The organism is Aquimixticola soesokkakensis (assembly GCF_900172375.1).
GTDB lineage: Bacteria > Pseudomonadota > Alphaproteobacteria > Rhodobacterales > Rhodobacteraceae > Aquimixticola > Aquimixticola soesokkakensis.
The window spans coordinates 238652-254283 of sequence record NZ_FWFS01000001.1; the positions used below are offsets into that span (position 1 = coordinate 238652).

Sequence of the window (15632 nt, forward strand, 5' to 3'; positions counted from 1 at the left end):
CCAGAGGCAGGTATCGGCCATTCCTGCGGAAATAGTTAACAGAACGGCTTTGCTGTGTTCATTTGACGGCAATGATAAAAACGATCCACGAGGCAGGATCTTCGAGTCGACACCGAAAAATCGGGCGGTTCGAACTACGAGCAGAGCGCGCAGACCAAGACGGAAGACTTCCGTCCGGGCTGTCCCTCCTTTCCTGCCTCAATGATCACAATCGAGGCGGGATATATGGCAAAGGGACCTTGGGGCGGTTGGTTTAACAACAACAACGAATTGTCGATCAACGAGGGCGCATCGGCCATGCAAATGGCCAATACGATTTTCGGCGATGGCGTGGACGTGCGCGGGGCGACCTATTTCGGGGCGAGCAATTCCTCCGGGGTCTATACTGGCGCCAACGAGACCATGCCCGGCGTTGCACCCTCGGACACCGGCGTGATTTTCTCGACCGGCAACGCGGCCTCGATCACCAATGGTTCGGGGGCGCACAACACGTCGACGTCAACCTCGGCCAACACCTCTGGCATTGATAACAACGCTGCCTTCAACGCGCTGGCGGGCACGAATACCTATGATGCCTCCTATCTGACCGTCAATTTCGTGCCGACCGGCGACGTGATGACGCTACAATTCGTCTTCTCTTCCGAAGAATATCCCGAATATTCGGGCTCCATCTTTAACGATGCCGTGGGCGTCTGGATCAACGACGAGTTGGTGCCGATTGAGGTTGGCAATGGCGCGACTTCCGTCACCAACATCAACCAGAACAGCAACATCAACCTGTTCACCAGCAATGCAAACGGCGCGTATAATACGGAAATGGACGGGTTTACCGTGACCATGACCGTTACGATTCCGGTCAACAGCGGTGTGATGAACAAGATCACCATCGGCATCGCCGATACCGCGGACAGCTCGTATGATTCCAACCTGATGGTGGCGGGCGGCAGCGGGCAGACAGCGCTTGTTGCGCTGGGCGATGAGGTCGAAATCGGGCAGGGCGGCTCCAAAACGCTGGATGTGCTTGGCAATGACATCGGTTCGGGCACGATCACGGTCACCCATATCAACGGCAACGCGGTGGTGGCGGGCGACACGATCACGCTGGCGACGGGGCAGGACATCACGTTGAACGCCGATGGCACCTTCACCATCCAGGCAGACGATGACATCGAAGACATCAATTTCACCTATGGCATCTCTGACGGCGCGGGCCACAGCGACACGGGGATGGTCAGCGTTTCGACCGTGCCCTGTTTCGTTGCGGGGACGCGCATCCGCACGCCTGAGGGCGAGGTCGCCGTCGAAGACCTCTGTGCTGGCGATATCGTTATGACCCGCGACGATGGCCCGCAAATCCTGCGCTGGGCAGGGTCGCGCAGGGTGGCTGCCAAAGGCGATCACGCGCCGATCCGTATCCTGGCAGGGACTTTCGGGGCGCATGGCACTTTGATGATTTCGCCCCAGCACCGTGTCTTGATTGCGGACGAACTGGCCGAGGTGCTGTTTGGCGAACCCGAAGTTCTGGTCGCCGCCAAAGACCTGATCAACGACAGCACGGTGCGCCGGATCGAGGGCGGGCATGTCACCTATTGCCACCTGCTGTTCGATTCGCATCAGGTGGTGTGGTCCCAAGGGCTGGCGACCGAAAGTTTCCTGCCCGGCCCGCAGGTTCTGAACGATCTCGATCAGGCGGTGGTGGACGAAATCTGCACGATTTTCCCCGAGCTGGACCCCAAAAGCGGCAAGGGGGGGCCCGTTGCGGCGCGGCAATTGCTCAAGAGTTACGAAGCGAAATTATGGGCCTGCGCGCGAAACGGTGCGCAGGGGTCGACGCATAGAGGAGTGGCAGCATGAGCTGGATCGGCATCAACGACACCAAACGGCTTCCGTCGTTTCACCCGTCCGGTTTGACGGCGTCCGGCTCGGCTCCGGCGCTGGATGATACGGTTTTGATGCGCGGCACGGTTTTGCTTGAGGCCGAAGTGCAAGATTACCGCGCCGAGCCGCAGACATTGCTGTCCTACTGGCTGTGGGACGAGGGTGGGCGCGAGCTTTTGGTGCGCATCGAACGCAATGGCACGCTGTTGCTGAAGGTCATGCAAGGCGACACGATTACGGCGGTGGGCCTGCCCTTGCCGGTGATGGAAATGCAGACGCGCATCCGCGTGAGCTATTCATGGGACGTGCCGGCGCGCATCGCCAGCTTGACGGTCGAGAATCTCGACACGCATAAAACCTGCCACAAAGTGTTTCCCGATCCCGTGCCATTTGCGGTGGCCGATGCGGCGCGCGCGGTGCTGGGGATCGGCACGGAGTGGCCTGCCGTCCAGGAAAACACCACGCTTTTGGCCTTTTCGGATGCGTTCGAACCGGTCACCTGCGGCGACGGGATGGCCGGCAACGCCTTGGTGGCAACGGAATTCGGCCCGCGTCCGATTTCCAGCCTGCGCAAAGGCGATCTGGTGCGGGTTGGCGAGGGTGGTCTTGCGCCTGTGCGTGCGATTGTGGCGCGCGAAGTTCCAAACGCGGGCTGGTTTGCGCCTGTGACGCTGCTGCGCCCTTTGTTCGATCTGAAAGAGGATTTGACCTGCGCGCCGGAGCTTTCGGTCGTCTTTAGCGGGTCGGAAGCGGAATATCTGTTTGGCGCGGGATCGGTGCTGATCCCTGCCCGCAGCCTGCGTAACATGGGCACGTCGCGCCGCGTGAGTTCGGCTTCGGTTGTGCGCTACTACCAGATTTTGCTCGATATCCCGCAAACGGTGCAAGTGAACGGTGCCGCAGTGCGCACGCTGGATGCAGGCGAATTGGTCGGGCGTCCGGCCCTGCGCGCCACCACGCCGCTTGCGGGCGTGTCCGAAGCGGCAATCGTCGGCCACAGCCATGCGCAGGCCGTCACCCTGTCGACCTTTGAGACGCAGACCCTTCTGGCCGCACTCACCAGCTAGGCTACAGCCCGAAAATCTGCGGGTGGCCAAAGCCCCAAAGCGCGGCGGCCACCAGCGCGACCAGCGCCGCCGAGACCATCAGCGAGGTGCGCACCGACGTGGCGTGATCGGCGGAATTCCAGCGACGCGGGCGGATGCCTTTGACGTAAAACACGACCTGCGCGGCAAGGTTGATCGCCACAATATTGGCAATCACCGAGGCCAGGGCGCGCAGGCCCATGGTGAAATTCCCCGATCCCAGCAGCAGGCCAAAGCCTGCAAGCGGGGGCAAAAGCGCTGCGGCGACCATCACGCCGACAAGCCCTGATTGTTTGTTTCCTGCCACCATCAGCGCCGCTGCCGCACCCGAGGCCAGCGGCAAGATCACCGTGTGCAGACCCAGCACGCCGGAATAATCCATCATTCCCGAATCCATCGCATTGGACCCTGCGGGATAAATCTGCCCCAACAGCGTGCCGACCGCGACCGACACACCAAGCCCCGCAAGTAAGGAGCGCGCCGAGACTTTCAGCAGGGCAAGGTTGCCCAAAGTGGTCCCAAAGGCAAAGGCCAGGATCGGCCCGAGCAGCGGGGCAATCACCATCGCGCCGATGACCACGGCGACCTGTCCGGTATTCAACCCGATCGCCGCCACACAGGTCGCAAGCGCCGTCATCAGCAGATAATCGGTGGTCAGAGATGCGCCGTCGCGAATGTCGCCGTAGATTTCTTCGCGCGTGGCGGAGGTTTCCTGCTGGGCGAGTCGCTCGACCTCTTCTTCGTCGACGATTTCGGGCAGATTTGCCTCCGTGGCCAGCGAATAGAGCCGCCAGTTTTCGCGGTCTTCCATCGCTTCGGAAATCGCATCAATTGTCGCCTGCGCATCGGCTTTGTGCAGGGCGATGTAGAACACCTGCCGGTCCAGATCGCCGACGCAATCGGTCCGCCACCAATCCTGTGCGTGCAAATCGCCAAGGCAGTCGCAAATGGTTTGCGAGTCGTCTTTGCGCACGACAAGCTGGATCAGGCGGTCAGGCATTCAAATGTCCTCTCTTGGGGGAAGCGGTGTCAGTGATCGTCGGGATCGGCGTCTTCGGGGTCGTCATCACCGTCAAAAAACGGTGTCAGCTGCGCAACGACCACTGAATTCTCATCGAGGGCCCGTTGCATCAAGTCGCGTTCGGCGTCGGAAATGTCATGGCCTTCGGCAAGGCGTTCTTCCAGAGTGCCATAGCCCGTGACATCCAGCGGGTTCAATTCGGCGACTTTGAGCACGGCCACGGTTTCACGCACGGCTTCGGCCTCGTCAACGCCGGAGGCATAGATCATCAGCGCACCGCCCGTGGCCCCATCCGGCAGGCCATCGCCATCACGCCGCCCCACTTCCACAAGCAGGGTGAATACTTTTTGTTTCGAGATTTTCTTTTTCTTCGGCTCGTCAGTCATCGGCGGATTCCTCGCTGGTTTTGGACGAGGTGTGCCAGCGCGCTTGCAAAGTCAAGGAAGGGAACGCAGGCTGGGGAAAAAGCGGCTGATGGACAGTCCGGTGAGGCAGAGCATGAAACAGATTTTTGCGCGGATGACGCGCGGCGCGGTTGTGGTGGCGCTTGTGGCGCTGTCGGGCTGTATCGACGCCGAAGTGGGCATGGAGTTCGAGACAGGCAACCGGATTGTTGCGCGCATGGATATGCTCATGGAGCGCCAGCTGTTCGACATGGCGGGGGAAGCCCCCGATACGGCCTGCGCGCAGGGGCGCTGGAACCTCACGGACAGCTATTTTTCCTGCTCGGGCGAACGCGTGCTGACGATGGCCGAGGCAACCAAACCCGCGCCAATCCAGACCCAGCGCGCCACGATTGATCCCGCGCAGGCCGTTCAGGTGGAACAGCTGAGTCCCACGCAGGCGCGCGTCACGGTCGATTTTGCCCGCATTCTGTCCGAACGTCCCGAGGTGCTGATGCCTCCCGCGTCCGGCGACATGCGCGCCACGATTCATCAACGGTTGCTGGGGCATGCTTTCGTGTTTCAAGTGCGCGGATCGCGGGTCGTGCAAACCAGCGGCGAGATATCCGCCGATGGCCGCTCGGCGCGCTATACTTTCCCGGCCGAGCGGCTTTTGGACAGGGCGGGGACGCCAATTGCCCCCTTTGTCACCGTGATTGAATTTCCACCGGCTTGAGGCCGCTTTCGGGGCGGGTACACATGCCAAAAGCCCCGCCCAAGGGCGAGGCTTTTCGTTTCTTGTGCAACGGTTAGACAGCGCGGCTACCGCGGATCGCACGCACGATCCAGATCAGCAGGCAAGCACCGATGACGCCGACGATCAGCTGACCGATCCAGCCGCCAAGCGTGGCGCCAAGCAAGGTCACAAGGAGGAAGTTTGCGACCAGCGCGCCGACGATCCCCAAAACGATGTTCATCAGCAGGCCCATGTTGGCCTTCATGATCTTTTCGGCGATCCACCCTGCGAGTGCGCCGACGATAATTGCTGCGAGCCAACCAAGACCTTGCATGAGATATTCCTCTTTTTAATTCTGTATGTTGTCAAACGTATGACTGTTGGAATGTGAACGCGCCCTGACGCGGAAAAGTTCCAAACAAAAAGAGCGCCCCGCGGGGGGACGCTCTTTGGAAACCGGTCGGTTTTGGCAGGGTCAGTCGCGCAGCAGCTCGTTGATGCCGGTTTTCGAGCGGGTCTTGGCGTCCACCCGTTTCACGATCACGGCGCAATACAGGTTCACGCCGTTTTTCGAGGGCATGGAGCCGGAGACGACAACGGAATAGGGCGGCACTTCGCCATACATTACTTCACCGGTTTCGCGGTCGACGATTTTGGTCGACTGGCCGATGAACACACCCATGCCCAGAACGGCGCCCTCGCGCACGATGCAACCTTCAACGACCTCCGAACGTGCGCCGATGAAGCAGTTGTCCTCGATGATCGTCGGACCCGCTTGCATGGGTTCCAACACGCCACCAATGCCAACACCGCCCGACAGATGGACGTTCTTGCCGATCTGCGCGCAGGAGCCAACGGTGGCCCAGGTATCGACCATCGTGCCCTCACCGACATAGGCGCCAAGGTTGGTAAAGGAGGGCATCAACACCACACCGGGGGCGATGTAGGCGGACTTGCGCACGATGGCGTTCGGCACGGCGCGGAAACCGGCGGCTTTCCATTCGGCTTCGCCCCAGCCTTTGAATTTGCTGTCGACCTTGTCCCACCAGCCAGAGCCTTGCGGCCCGCCTGCGTGTTCCTCCATGTCTTTGATACGAAAGCCCAGAAGAACGGCCTTTTTCGCCCATTGGTTGACGTGCCAATCGCCGTTTTCCAATTTCTCGGCGACGCGCAGACTACCGCTGTCGAGGGCGTTCAAAGTGTCTTCGATGGCCTCGCGAGTCTCGCCGGTGGTGGCGGACGTGATGGTGTCGCGGGCGTCCCAAGCGGCTTCAATCGCGGCTTCGAGCTTTGCGTTGGACATGGTTCTCTCCCGATGGATCATGGTAACTTGTCGGGGACAGGCTATATTCCCTGAAAGACCAACGCGCAATCAGGAGCCGCAATGAACAGTGACGTCCGCAGCCACACCCTTCGCGATAGCCATCAGGATATGGAGACTGCGCGCCAAATTCCCGACACGCCCCAGACCCGCGCCCCGTCCTACAAGCTGGCGTTCACCGACACCGAGTTTCTGACGCGCGAAGACCTGCGGCCGGTACGCTTGCAGCTGGAACTGCTCAAGCCGGAAGTCATGATGGCCGAATACGGGATCGAAAGCACCGTCGTGCTGTTTGGTGGCGCACGGATTCCCGAGCCTGCGAAAAAGGACACCGCACGGACGCAAACCCTGCGCGGTCTGACCAAATATTATGACGAGGCGCGCGAATTCGCGCGTCTGGTGACCGCGCGCTCGGTGCGCGAGGGCACCCAACATACCGATGTGATCGTCACGGGCGGTGGGCCGGGTGTGATGGAAGCGGGCAATCGCGGCGCGCAGGACGCGGGCGGGATTTCCATCGGCCTCAACATCGTTTTGCCGCATGAACAGGCGCCCAATGAATATGTGACACCGGATTTATGCTTTAATTTCCACTATTTCGCGATTCGAAAGATGCATTTTATGATGCGTGCCAGTGCCATCGCGGTATTCCCCGGCGGCTTTGGAACGCTTGATGAAATGTTCGAGGCCCTGACCCTGATCCAGACAGGGCGCATGAAGCGGGTGCCGTTCTTGTTGTTTGGCGGCGATTTTTGGCGATCCATCATCAATTGGGACGCGCTGTCGGAGGCGGGCACAATTTCAGCGCAGGACCTCGACCTGTTCCGCTTTGTCGAAACGGCCCAAGAAGCGATCGAGGTGATAGACGGTTGGGAACATCGCGGTGAAAAACGCGAAAACATTCCCGGCCGCTGAACGGGCCCGATGGGCGGGCGGCGGATCAGCCGCTCGCAAATTCGCTGTCATCCAGATCCAGATAGGGGGCGCTGGCGGCAGAACTGTGCAGGCCTTCGACCGCGCGTCGCATGTAGCGGTCCAGCGCGGCCTCTTGAACAATTTTGCCGATGGTCTGGCCGCTATCGCGGGCCAGCAGGTGCAACATTTGCACAGTTGATTCGTCGAGGTAGAGCGTGATTTTTTCCATGTCCCCACCCTATGCGCGGTGACATTTTCAATCTGGTTAACGGCGCCGGATTAATGCAGATGTATCGCCCCCTTAGCCGCGCGTGTCCGCTTCGATCTGGGCTTTGGATTTGCGCGCGCGCTCGGTTGCGGACTTCAGCTGCCCACAGGCGGCCATGATGTCCTCGCCGCGCGGTTTGCGCACGGGGGAGGCATAGCCTGCGTTGTAAACGATGTCTGAAAAGGCGCGGATCCGGTTGTTCGAGGACCGTTTATAGGGCGCACCGGGCCATTCGTTGAAGGGGATCAGGTTGATCTTGGCGGGGATGCCTTTGATCAATTCAACCAGACGATGCGCATCCTCGTCGCTATCGTTGATGCCGGCAAGCATCACATATTCAAAGGTAATCCGCTCGGAATTGGAGACTTTGGGATAGGTGCGCAGCACATCCAGCAGCGCTTCGATATTCCAGCGCTTGTTGATCGGCACCAGCAGATTGCGGGTCTCGTCCGTGGTCGCGTGAAACGACACGGCCAGCTGACAGCCGATTTCCTCGGCGCAGCGCGCGATTTCCGGCACAACCCCAGACGTCGACAGGGTGATGCGGCGACGCGAAAGCTGGATGCCCTCGGGGTCCATCGCAATTTTCATCGCATCTCGCACATTGTCGAAATTATACAGCGGCTCGCCCATGCCCATCAAAACGATGTTGGACAACAGCCGCGCTTCGGGCTCACCGCGCGTGCCGCGTTCGGGCCATTCGTCCAGATCGTCGCGCGCCACCATCACCTGACCGATGATTTCGCTCGCCGTGAGGTTGCGCACCAGCTTTTGCGTACCCGTGTGGCAGAACGAACAGGTCAGCGTGCAGCCCACTTGCGACGACACACACAGCGTGCCGCGCCCCTCTTCGGGGATATAGACCACCTCGACCTCATGCCCGCCCGCAATGCGCACAAGATACTTGCGGGTGCCATCCTCGGACACGAGTTTGGACACCACTTCGGGCACCCGCAGCACGAATTTTTCCGCCAGTCCCGCACGCAGGTCCTTGGACAGATTGGTCATATTGGCAAAGTCGCGCTCGCCCCATTGGTAAATCCATTGCCAGATCTGGCCGACCCGCATCTTGGCCTGTTTTTCGCTCGCAAGTCCGGCCTCGATCAGGGCCTCACGCATTTGCACGCGCGTCAAACCGACAAGGTTCACCGGCCCGTCCTCGGCCTTGCGCGGAAGTGTCATCACGTCCTGCGTGATGGGCGCGGCGGGCTTGGCGCCGTTAAGCGGGGCACTGGCGGTCATGGGGTCTCTCCGAATATCACAAGCGGCGGTTCTACAGGAAAATGCCGCTTCGATAAAGCCTCAAGAAAAAAGCCCCGCTGGATCAGCAGGGCTCTGTGGGGATGTCTCACGCAGATGTGCGCGGATCAGGCACCGCAGCGCTGGGCGGCATCATCGACCGAGGCGGTAAAGCCGGACAGCGAAAACGTGTCCTTGGTCACGGTGTCGCGCGCGGAGCGGCCCGTCAACGTGGCCTCTGCGCCGCGCTTCATCGCCGCAACGATGCGGGCGTCGTCCTGCGGAGAGGTCGACCAAGCGGTCTCACCCTCGGTAAACAGCGCATAGTTGGTGCCGCCGATGGAGAGGGTGACTTCCGAACCGGGGGCAAAGGGATACCCGCCGGCAAAGGAGACCTGCCCGTTCATGCCCGACGCTGGCGCATAGGATACGAAAAACAGGATCTCGCCGCGCGAGACGTTCTTGGTGCGGCCCGCAGTGTCGGTGTTGACCGTCTGCTTGGGTTTGGACACCACCCAGCATTGCTTGCCCGAGGCGTTTTCCTCAAAGACATACCAGTCGGTGTTATTGGCGACCTGATTGGTCGATTCCTGTGCGAATGCGGTCGTTGCCGCGAGCGCAAATATTGCGCCTGCAACCATGCGCGAAAAAGGGCGCGTAAGTGCGAATGTCATTGTGGTCCAGCCTCCAGCCGTCACTGCCTCTGCGGGTCTGTGCCATCCCGTCTCAAGCGGTATTTCAATGCACAGGCCGTTTTTCAAGTTCCTGCGTGCACAGTAGCGCAAAATCCGGCATTTGTGAAAGTGTGCTCGGCGGGAAATCGCTGAATCGTGAGCGAAACGCGGAGGAAATGAGATGGCACAACCCGAAACACTGGTGGAAATCTGGCGCGGCCCCTTTGCCGAAAGCCTGCACGCGGGCCACGCCGTGGTCTGCGATGCCTCGGGGATTCTGGCAAGTTGGGGGGATCCCGACACCGTGATCCTGCCGCGATCCTCGGTCAAAATGATCCAGGCGCTGCCCTTCATTTCCTCTGGCGCGGCCGATGCGATCGGCGCAAGCGAGGCCGATGTCGCCTTTTCCTGCGCCTCCCATCAGGGCGCGGCGATCCACACCCGCCGCGCGGCAGCCTGGCTGGAAACATTGGGCTACAGCGAGGCCGATCTCATCTGCGGCCCCCAAATGCCCGATGATCGCGCGGCAAAGACAGCCCTGATCAAATCGGACGACAGTCCTTGCCGCCTGCACAACAATTGCTCGGGAAAACATGCGGGCTTTTTGTCCTACGTGAAACACACGGGCGCGAGCCTGGATTACGTCGAGCCCGACCACCCGCTGCAACGCGACATTCTGGAAGCCTTCGAAACCGTGACCGGCGTCACATCGCCCGGTTTTGGCGTGGATGGTTGCTCGGCGCCCAACTTTGCGACGACAATCGCCGGCTTGGGGCGGGCGATGGCCTTTTACGCAAATGCCCGCGAAGACGGACCGGGTTACGAGGCCGCCGCGCATCGCCTCGCGCGTGCCATGCCGGCGTTTCCCGAACTGGTCGCTGGTGAAGGGCGCGCCTGCACCGAACTGATGATGGCGGGCAAAGGCAAAGTCGCGATCAAAACCGGCGCCGAAGGCCTCTTTACCGCGATCTGGCCCCAAAAAGGGATCGGCGTCGGGCTCAAGATCACCGACGGCGGCACCCGCGCCGCCGAATGCGCCATCGCGACGATTCTGGTCGGCATCGGCGCGCTCGACGGGGAACACCCTGCGGTCAGAAAACGGATGAATCCGCGCATCGCGAATTTCGCCGGAATCGACACAGGCGAAATCAAAGCCGCGCCTGCGCTGGCCGGATTTACCCTGGCCTAAGCCTTCTTTCGGACAAAAATACCCAAAAGGATTTAGGCAAACGCGTCTGCCGCGTAGCCCTGAATGTAGAGCAATGCACTGAGGTCGCCGTGGTTGATGCGGATATCGCATTCTGCGGCGACCGAAGGTTTCGCGTGCAACGCAACGCCTGCGCCCGCAAGGCCAAGCATCCCCAAATCATTCGCCCCGTCACCAACGGCCATCACATCGTCCTGTGAAATCCCGAGGCGGGCGGTGATCTCCTTGAGCGCCTGCACCTTTGCTTCGCGGCCCAAAATCGGCAGGCCGACTTTTCCGGTGAGCGTCCCGTCTTCAACCAAAAGCGTGTTGGCGCGATTCTCGTCAAAGCCCAGCGTTTGGGCCACAAATCCGGTAAAGGCCGTAAAGCCACCCGACACCAGCGCGGCATAGGCTCCGTCGCGCTTCATCGTGGCCAAGAGGTCGCGCCCCCCCGGCATGAACGTGATGCGCGTGTCGATGACCTGTTGGATGACATCCGCGCCCAGTCCGGCCAGCAGCCCCACGCGTTCGTTCAGCGCGCCCTCGAAATCCAATTCGCCGTTCATGGCCCGCGCGGTGATCTCCTTTACCCTCTCGCCCACGCCGGCCACATCGGCCAGCTCGTCGATGCATTCCTGCTGGATCATCGTGCTGTCCATATCCGCCAACAGCATCTTCTTGCGGCGCCCCTGTGTAGGTTGCACCACCAGATCAACGCCGGTTTTTTGCAAGTCAGACCAGATATCCCAGCGGTTGGACGGAATTTCGGGGATCTCGAATTCCGCGGCAATGCCATCGGCCAGCACCCGCATCCGGTCACCGCCCCAAGCGCCGCGCAGCGCGTCCACGAGAGCATATTCAAGCGAAGGATTGGTGGGCGCAGTCAAAAGCGTGACGGTAAACATGGGGCAGGCTCCGGTAATGTTGCGCAAGCCCATACCCTACCTGCACGCAGATTTCCAATCGTCCGTGCTGCCCTTTGGGAAAGTTTCTTCACCGGATCGTTACGAATGCGCCCCAAGAAAAGCACGCGCGCCGAAAGTCGCATAAGAATCCCTCTTGTCAGACTTCGGCAAAGGCACTACCTCCGTCGGCGGGACACCTCTCCCCAACGAGAGGCATCATATCTGGAAGGATACCAGCAATGGCTATCGAAGCACCGGCAACGCGTCCGGCAAACCCGCGTTTTTCGTCCGGCCCCTGTGCCAAAATCCCCACATTCTCGCTCGACTTGCTGGCTGACGCCCCCCTGGGCCGTTCGCACCGTGCTGCCATCGGCAAGGAAAAGCTGAAAGCCGCGATCGAAACGACCCGCGACGTGCTGGGCATCCCCGCAGACTACCGCATCGGCATCGTTCCGGCCTCCGACACGGGTGCCGTTGAAATGGCCATGTGGTCGCTGCTGGGCGCGCGTAAAGCCACCATGGTTGCCTGGGAATCCTTTGGCGCTGGCTGGGTCACCGATGTGGTCAAACAGCTGAAAATCGACGCCGAGGTGAAAACCGCCGACTACGGCCAGATCGTCGATTTCGCGACCATCGATTTCAACACCGACGTTGTGTTCACATGGAACGGCACCACCTCGGGTGTGCGTCTGGCCAATGGCGATGCGATCCCTGCGGATCGCGAAGGCCTGACCATCTGCGACGCCACCTCGGCGGCCTTTGCGATGGACCTGCCGTGGGACAAGCTCGATGTGACGACGTTCTCTTGGCAAAAAGTGCTGGGCGGTGAAGCGGCGCATGGCATTCTTGTGCTCTCCCCGCGTGCGGTCGAGCGCCTCGAAAGCTACACGCCCGCATGGCCCCTGCCCAAGATTTTCCGCATGACCAAGGGCGGCAAGCTGATCGAAGGTATCTTTGTCGGCGAGACCATCAACACCCCCTCCATGCTTGCGGTCGAGGATTATCTCGTTGCGCTGGATTGGGCAAAATCCATCGGCGGTCTCAAAGGCCTGATCGCCCGCGCCGATGCCAACACCAAAGTCATTGCCGATTTCGTCGACAGCCACGACTGGATTGATTTCCTGGCTGCCGATCCTGCGATCCGCTCCAACACCTCTGTCTGTCTGAAATTCTCGGATGACCGGATCAAAGACGGCGCTGCTTTTGCCAAGGCTGTTGCAAAACGTCTGGAAAAAGAAGGCGTTGCGCTGGATATCGGCGCTTATCGTGACGCGCCTGCCGGTCTTCGGATCTGGTGTGGCGGCACGGTTGAAACGGCAGATGTTGCCGCGCTGATGCCTTGGCTCGACTACGCGTTCAACGCCGAAATCGCCGCTCAATAAGCCCTTAGGTTCACCGCCATAGTCCCGCGCTTGCAGGACTTGCGGTGGCCCGATGGCCCCGGGTCACCGCACCATTCTTTCCATCTTTCAGAGGAGCCTTTTCACATGGCACCCAAAGTTCTCGTTTCTGACGCCCTGTCGCCCGCTGCTGTCCAGATTTTCAAGGACAACGGCATCGAAGTCGATTTCCGCCCCGAGCTGGGCAAAGACAAAGACGCTCTGGCTGCGGCCATCGGCGCGTATGACGGTCTTGCGATCCGCTCGGCCACGAAAGTGACCGAAAAGCTGCTTGAATCCGCGACCAACCTCAAAGTGGTGGCGCGCGCCGGTATCGGTGTGGACAACGTCGACATTCCCGCCGCTTCGAAAAAAGGCGTGATCGTGATGAACACGCCGTTTGGCAACATGATCACCACCGCCGAGCACGCGATTGCGATGATGTTTGCCGTCGCACGTCAATTGCCCGAGGCCTCTGCCTCCACTCATGCCGGCAAATGGGAAAAGTCCAAATTCATGGGCGTTGAGCTGACCAACAAGGTGCTCGGTGTCATCGGGGCCGGCAACATCGGCGGGATCGTTTGCGACCGCGCCAATGGCCTCAAGATGAAAGTGATCGCCTATGACCCCTTCCTGTCGCAAGAGCGCGCCGATAAGATCGGTGTGACCAAGGTCGAGTTGGACGAATTGCTTGCCAAGGCCGATTTCATCACCCTTCACGTGCCGCTCACCGACAAGACCCGCAACATCCTCTCGGCTGAAAACATCGCCAAAACCAAAAAAGGCGTGCGCATCATCAACTGTGCGCGTGGCGGTCTGGTCGATGAAGCTGCTTTGGCCGAAGCGTTGAAATCCGGTCACGTTGCGGGTGCCGCGCTTGACGTGTTCGAAGTTGAACCCGCCAAGGACAGCCCCGTTTTCGGTCTGCCCAACGTTGTCTGCACGCCCCACCTCGGCGCCTCCACCTCGGAAGCCCAGGAAAACGTGGCGCTTCAGGTTGCCGAACAGATGTCGGCCTATCTCAACAGCGGCGAAGTCACCAATGCGCTCAACATGCCGTCCGTGACCGCCGAAGAAGCCAAGATCATGGGCCCTTGGGTGAAACTGGCCGAAAACCTCGGCTCCTTCATCGGTCAGGTGACCGACGAGGTGATCGAAACGGTCAACATCACCTTCAACGGCTACGCCTCCGAGCTGAACACCAAAGCGCTGGAAGCGGCGGTGATCGCCGGCATCATGCAGGCGTCCAACCCCGATGTGAACATGGTCTCCGCGCCGGTGATCGCCAAAGAACGTGGCATGAAAATTTCCAAAACCACCGAGGATGCGACGGGCTCGTTTGATGGCTACATCAAGCTCGACATCCAGACGGTCGAGAAATACCGCACCATCGCGGGCACGGTTTTCTCCGATGGCAAGCCGCGCTTCATCCAGATCAAAGGCATCACCATCGACGCCGAAGTCGGCGAGCACATGCTCTACACGACCAACACCGACACGCCCGGTATCTTGGGCAAGCTCGGCTCCATGCTGGGTGAGCACGGCGAAAACATCGCCAACTTCACCCTTGGTCGCGAAAAAGCCGGTGGGGAAGCCATCGCCGTCACCCTTCTGGACACGCCGCTGAAAGCCTCGACAGCCGATGCGCTGAAAGAAACCAAGCTGTTCCGTCAGGTGCGCCCGCTGGTTTTCAACGTCTAACGTAACAGGTTAGCGAAAACATCACTGGGGCCGCTGGACATTCCGGCGGCCCTTCGCTTTTGTGGCCCCGCGAACAGGAGGACCCCAATGCGCATCTATGCTATCGGTGATATTCACGGCCAAATCGACATGCTTCATGCCGCCCACGCGCGGATCGAGGCAGATAAGAAACGCGTCGGCGATCCTGATGCGCTGATCGTGCACTTGGGCGATTACACTGACCGTGGCCCGGATAGCGCCGCAGTGGTGCAACTGTTGATCGACGGGTTGGCCGAGGGCAAACCGTGGATCGTGTTGCGTGGCAACCATGACCGCATGTTCTGCCGCTTTGTGCGCAATGGCGATGCCTTTGACAACGATCATATCCTGTCGGGGAAAAGCTGGTTGAACAAATCGCTCGGGGGCAAGGAAACGCTGGCCTCTTACGGGGTTGAGGCGACAGATTTCGAATTCGAGGCCGGTTGGGAGGCCGCCAGGAAAGGCGTGCCGATGGCGCATATCGAGTTCCTCGAAAACTGCCCCATGAGCTATGAATTCGACGGCTGCCTTTATGTGCACGCCGGTGTGCGCCCCGGCGTCGCGCTTGAGGATCAGTCGGAAGAGGACCTTTTGTGGATTCGCAACGGCTGGCTTGATTACGAGGGTGAGTTGCCCTGGCTTGTCATCCACGGCCACACCGCGCTGGAAGAAGCGACACATTTCGGCAACCGCGTCGATCTGGACACCGGTGCGGGCTATGGTCGCCCGCTGACGGCGGCAGTGATCGAGAACGGCGAGGTGGAAATCCTGACCGACGACGGGCGCAAACCCATCACCCGCGCAGAGCCGCGCAGCTAAACGCATCTGTGCAAACGCCGTGCGGGTAAATTCCGGCACGGCGTTAAGTTTCTATTCATTTGCATCCGTCACACTCGGGCCAAGACGCTTTTCAGAAGGGA

Annotated in this window: 16 protein-coding genes; 8 read left to right on the top strand and 8 right to left on the bottom strand. The window is 60.3% G+C overall.

What is annotated here, in order from left to right:
• Positions 1 to 225 precede the first annotated feature (225 nt).
• Together AQS8620_RS01150 and AQS8620_RS01155 are read left to right on the top strand one after the other, a co-directional pair.
• Entirely contained in the window at positions 226 to 1854 is a 1629-nt protein-coding gene (locus AQS8620_RS01150; RefSeq protein WP_085835342.1) for a Hint domain-containing protein, read from the top strand.
• Positions 1851 to 2945 (top strand): Hint domain-containing protein, encoded by a 1095-nt coding sequence (locus tag AQS8620_RS01155; RefSeq protein ID WP_085834983.1) that lies wholly within the window; start codon positions 1851 to 1853, stop codon positions 2943 to 2945. Before AQS8620_RS01150 ends, AQS8620_RS01155 begins: the two co-directional genes overlap by 4 nt.
• A 1-nt stretch (position 2946) precedes the next feature.
• Here AQS8620_RS01155 and AQS8620_RS01160 read toward each other — a convergent pair whose 3' ends face one another.
• A complete protein-coding gene (locus tag AQS8620_RS01160) occupies positions 2947 to 3963 on the bottom strand; it encodes a TIGR00341 family protein (protein ID WP_085834984.1) in 1017 nt (338 codons plus the stop codon).
• Between the two features lie 29 nt (positions 3964 to 3992).
• Complete coding sequence (locus tag AQS8620_RS01165) at positions 3993 to 4370, bottom strand: DUF8846 family protein (RefSeq protein ID WP_085834985.1); 378 nt, start codon at positions 4368 to 4370, stop codon at positions 3993 to 3995.
• Positions 4371 to 4482: 112 nt separating this feature from the next.
• On the opposite strand from AQS8620_RS01165, the gene AQS8620_RS01170 reads away from it, so the two are divergent.
• Positions 4483 to 5103, top strand: a complete 621-nt coding sequence (locus tag AQS8620_RS01170; protein ID WP_085834986.1) for a hypothetical protein — start codon at positions 4483 to 4485, stop codon at positions 5101 to 5103.
• A 73-nt stretch (positions 5104 to 5176) separates the two neighbouring features.
• Here AQS8620_RS01170 and AQS8620_RS01175 read toward each other — a convergent pair whose 3' ends face one another.
• Both AQS8620_RS01175 and dapD read right to left on the bottom strand, forming a co-directional pair.
• Positions 5177 to 5437: a GlsB/YeaQ/YmgE family stress response membrane protein gene (locus AQS8620_RS01175; RefSeq protein WP_085834987.1), complete on the bottom strand. Its 261-nt coding sequence runs from the start codon at positions 5435 to 5437 to the stop codon at positions 5177 to 5179.
• A gap of 141 nt (positions 5438 to 5578) precedes the next feature.
• A complete protein-coding gene (dapD, locus tag AQS8620_RS01180) occupies positions 5579 to 6406 on the bottom strand; it encodes a 2,3,4,5-tetrahydropyridine-2,6-dicarboxylate N-succinyltransferase (RefSeq protein WP_085834988.1) in 828 nt (275 codons plus the stop codon).
• Between the two features lie 81 nt (positions 6407 to 6487).
• Between dapD and AQS8620_RS01185 the strand changes: the two genes are divergently transcribed.
• The gene (locus AQS8620_RS01185; protein ID WP_085834989.1) at positions 6488 to 7339 is read left to right on the top strand and encodes an LOG family protein; all 852 of its coding nucleotides are present in this window, start codon (positions 6488 to 6490) and stop codon (positions 7337 to 7339) included.
• A 25-nt stretch (positions 7340 to 7364) separates the two neighbouring features.
• Here the strand turns inward: AQS8620_RS01185 and AQS8620_RS01190 are convergent, their stop codons facing one another.
• From AQS8620_RS01190 to AQS8620_RS01200, 3 genes are all read right to left on the bottom strand, one after another.
• The gene (locus AQS8620_RS01190) at positions 7365 to 7568 is read right to left on the bottom strand and encodes a hypothetical protein (protein WP_085834990.1); all 204 of its coding nucleotides are present in this window, start codon (positions 7566 to 7568) and stop codon (positions 7365 to 7367) included.
• Positions 7569 to 7640: 72 nt separating this feature from the next.
• Positions 7641 to 8849, bottom strand: a complete 1209-nt coding sequence (rlmN, locus tag AQS8620_RS01195; RefSeq protein ID WP_085834991.1) for a dual-specificity RNA methyltransferase RlmN — start codon at positions 8847 to 8849, stop codon at positions 7641 to 7643.
• A 125-nt stretch (positions 8850 to 8974) separates the two neighbouring features.
• A complete protein-coding gene (locus AQS8620_RS01200) occupies positions 8975 to 9520 on the bottom strand; it encodes an invasion associated locus B family protein (protein ID WP_085834992.1) in 546 nt (181 codons plus the stop codon).
• 181 nt (positions 9521 to 9701) lie between these two features.
• Here AQS8620_RS01200 and AQS8620_RS01205 point away from each other — a divergent pair, with 181 nt between their 5' ends.
• A complete protein-coding gene (locus AQS8620_RS01205) occupies positions 9702 to 10709 on the top strand; it encodes an asparaginase (protein ID WP_085834993.1) in 1008 nt (335 codons plus the stop codon).
• 32 nt (positions 10710 to 10741) lie between these two features.
• Here AQS8620_RS01205 and serB read toward each other — a convergent pair whose 3' ends face one another.
• On the bottom strand, positions 10742 to 11614 hold the full coding sequence (serB, locus tag AQS8620_RS01210) for a phosphoserine phosphatase SerB (protein ID WP_085835343.1): 873 nt from the start codon (positions 11612 to 11614) through the stop codon (positions 10742 to 10744).
• A gap of 239 nt (positions 11615 to 11853) precedes the next feature.
• On the opposite strand from serB, the gene AQS8620_RS01215 reads away from it, so the two are divergent.
• The 3 genes from AQS8620_RS01215 (at position 11854) to AQS8620_RS01225 (ending at position 15531) form a co-directional block, all read left to right on the top strand.
• Positions 11854 to 12996 (top strand): phosphoserine transaminase, encoded by a 1143-nt coding sequence (locus AQS8620_RS01215; protein ID WP_085834994.1) that lies wholly within the window; start codon positions 11854 to 11856, stop codon positions 12994 to 12996.
• Between the two features lie 105 nt (positions 12997 to 13101).
• Complete coding sequence (gene serA, locus AQS8620_RS01220; RefSeq protein ID WP_085834995.1) at positions 13102 to 14694, top strand: phosphoglycerate dehydrogenase; 1593 nt, start codon at positions 13102 to 13104, stop codon at positions 14692 to 14694.
• Positions 14695 to 14781: 87 nt separating this feature from the next.
• Complete coding sequence (locus AQS8620_RS01225) at positions 14782 to 15531, top strand: metallophosphoesterase (RefSeq protein WP_085834996.1); 750 nt, start codon at positions 14782 to 14784, stop codon at positions 15529 to 15531.
• The last annotated feature ends 101 nt before the right edge of the window (positions 15532 to 15632 follow it).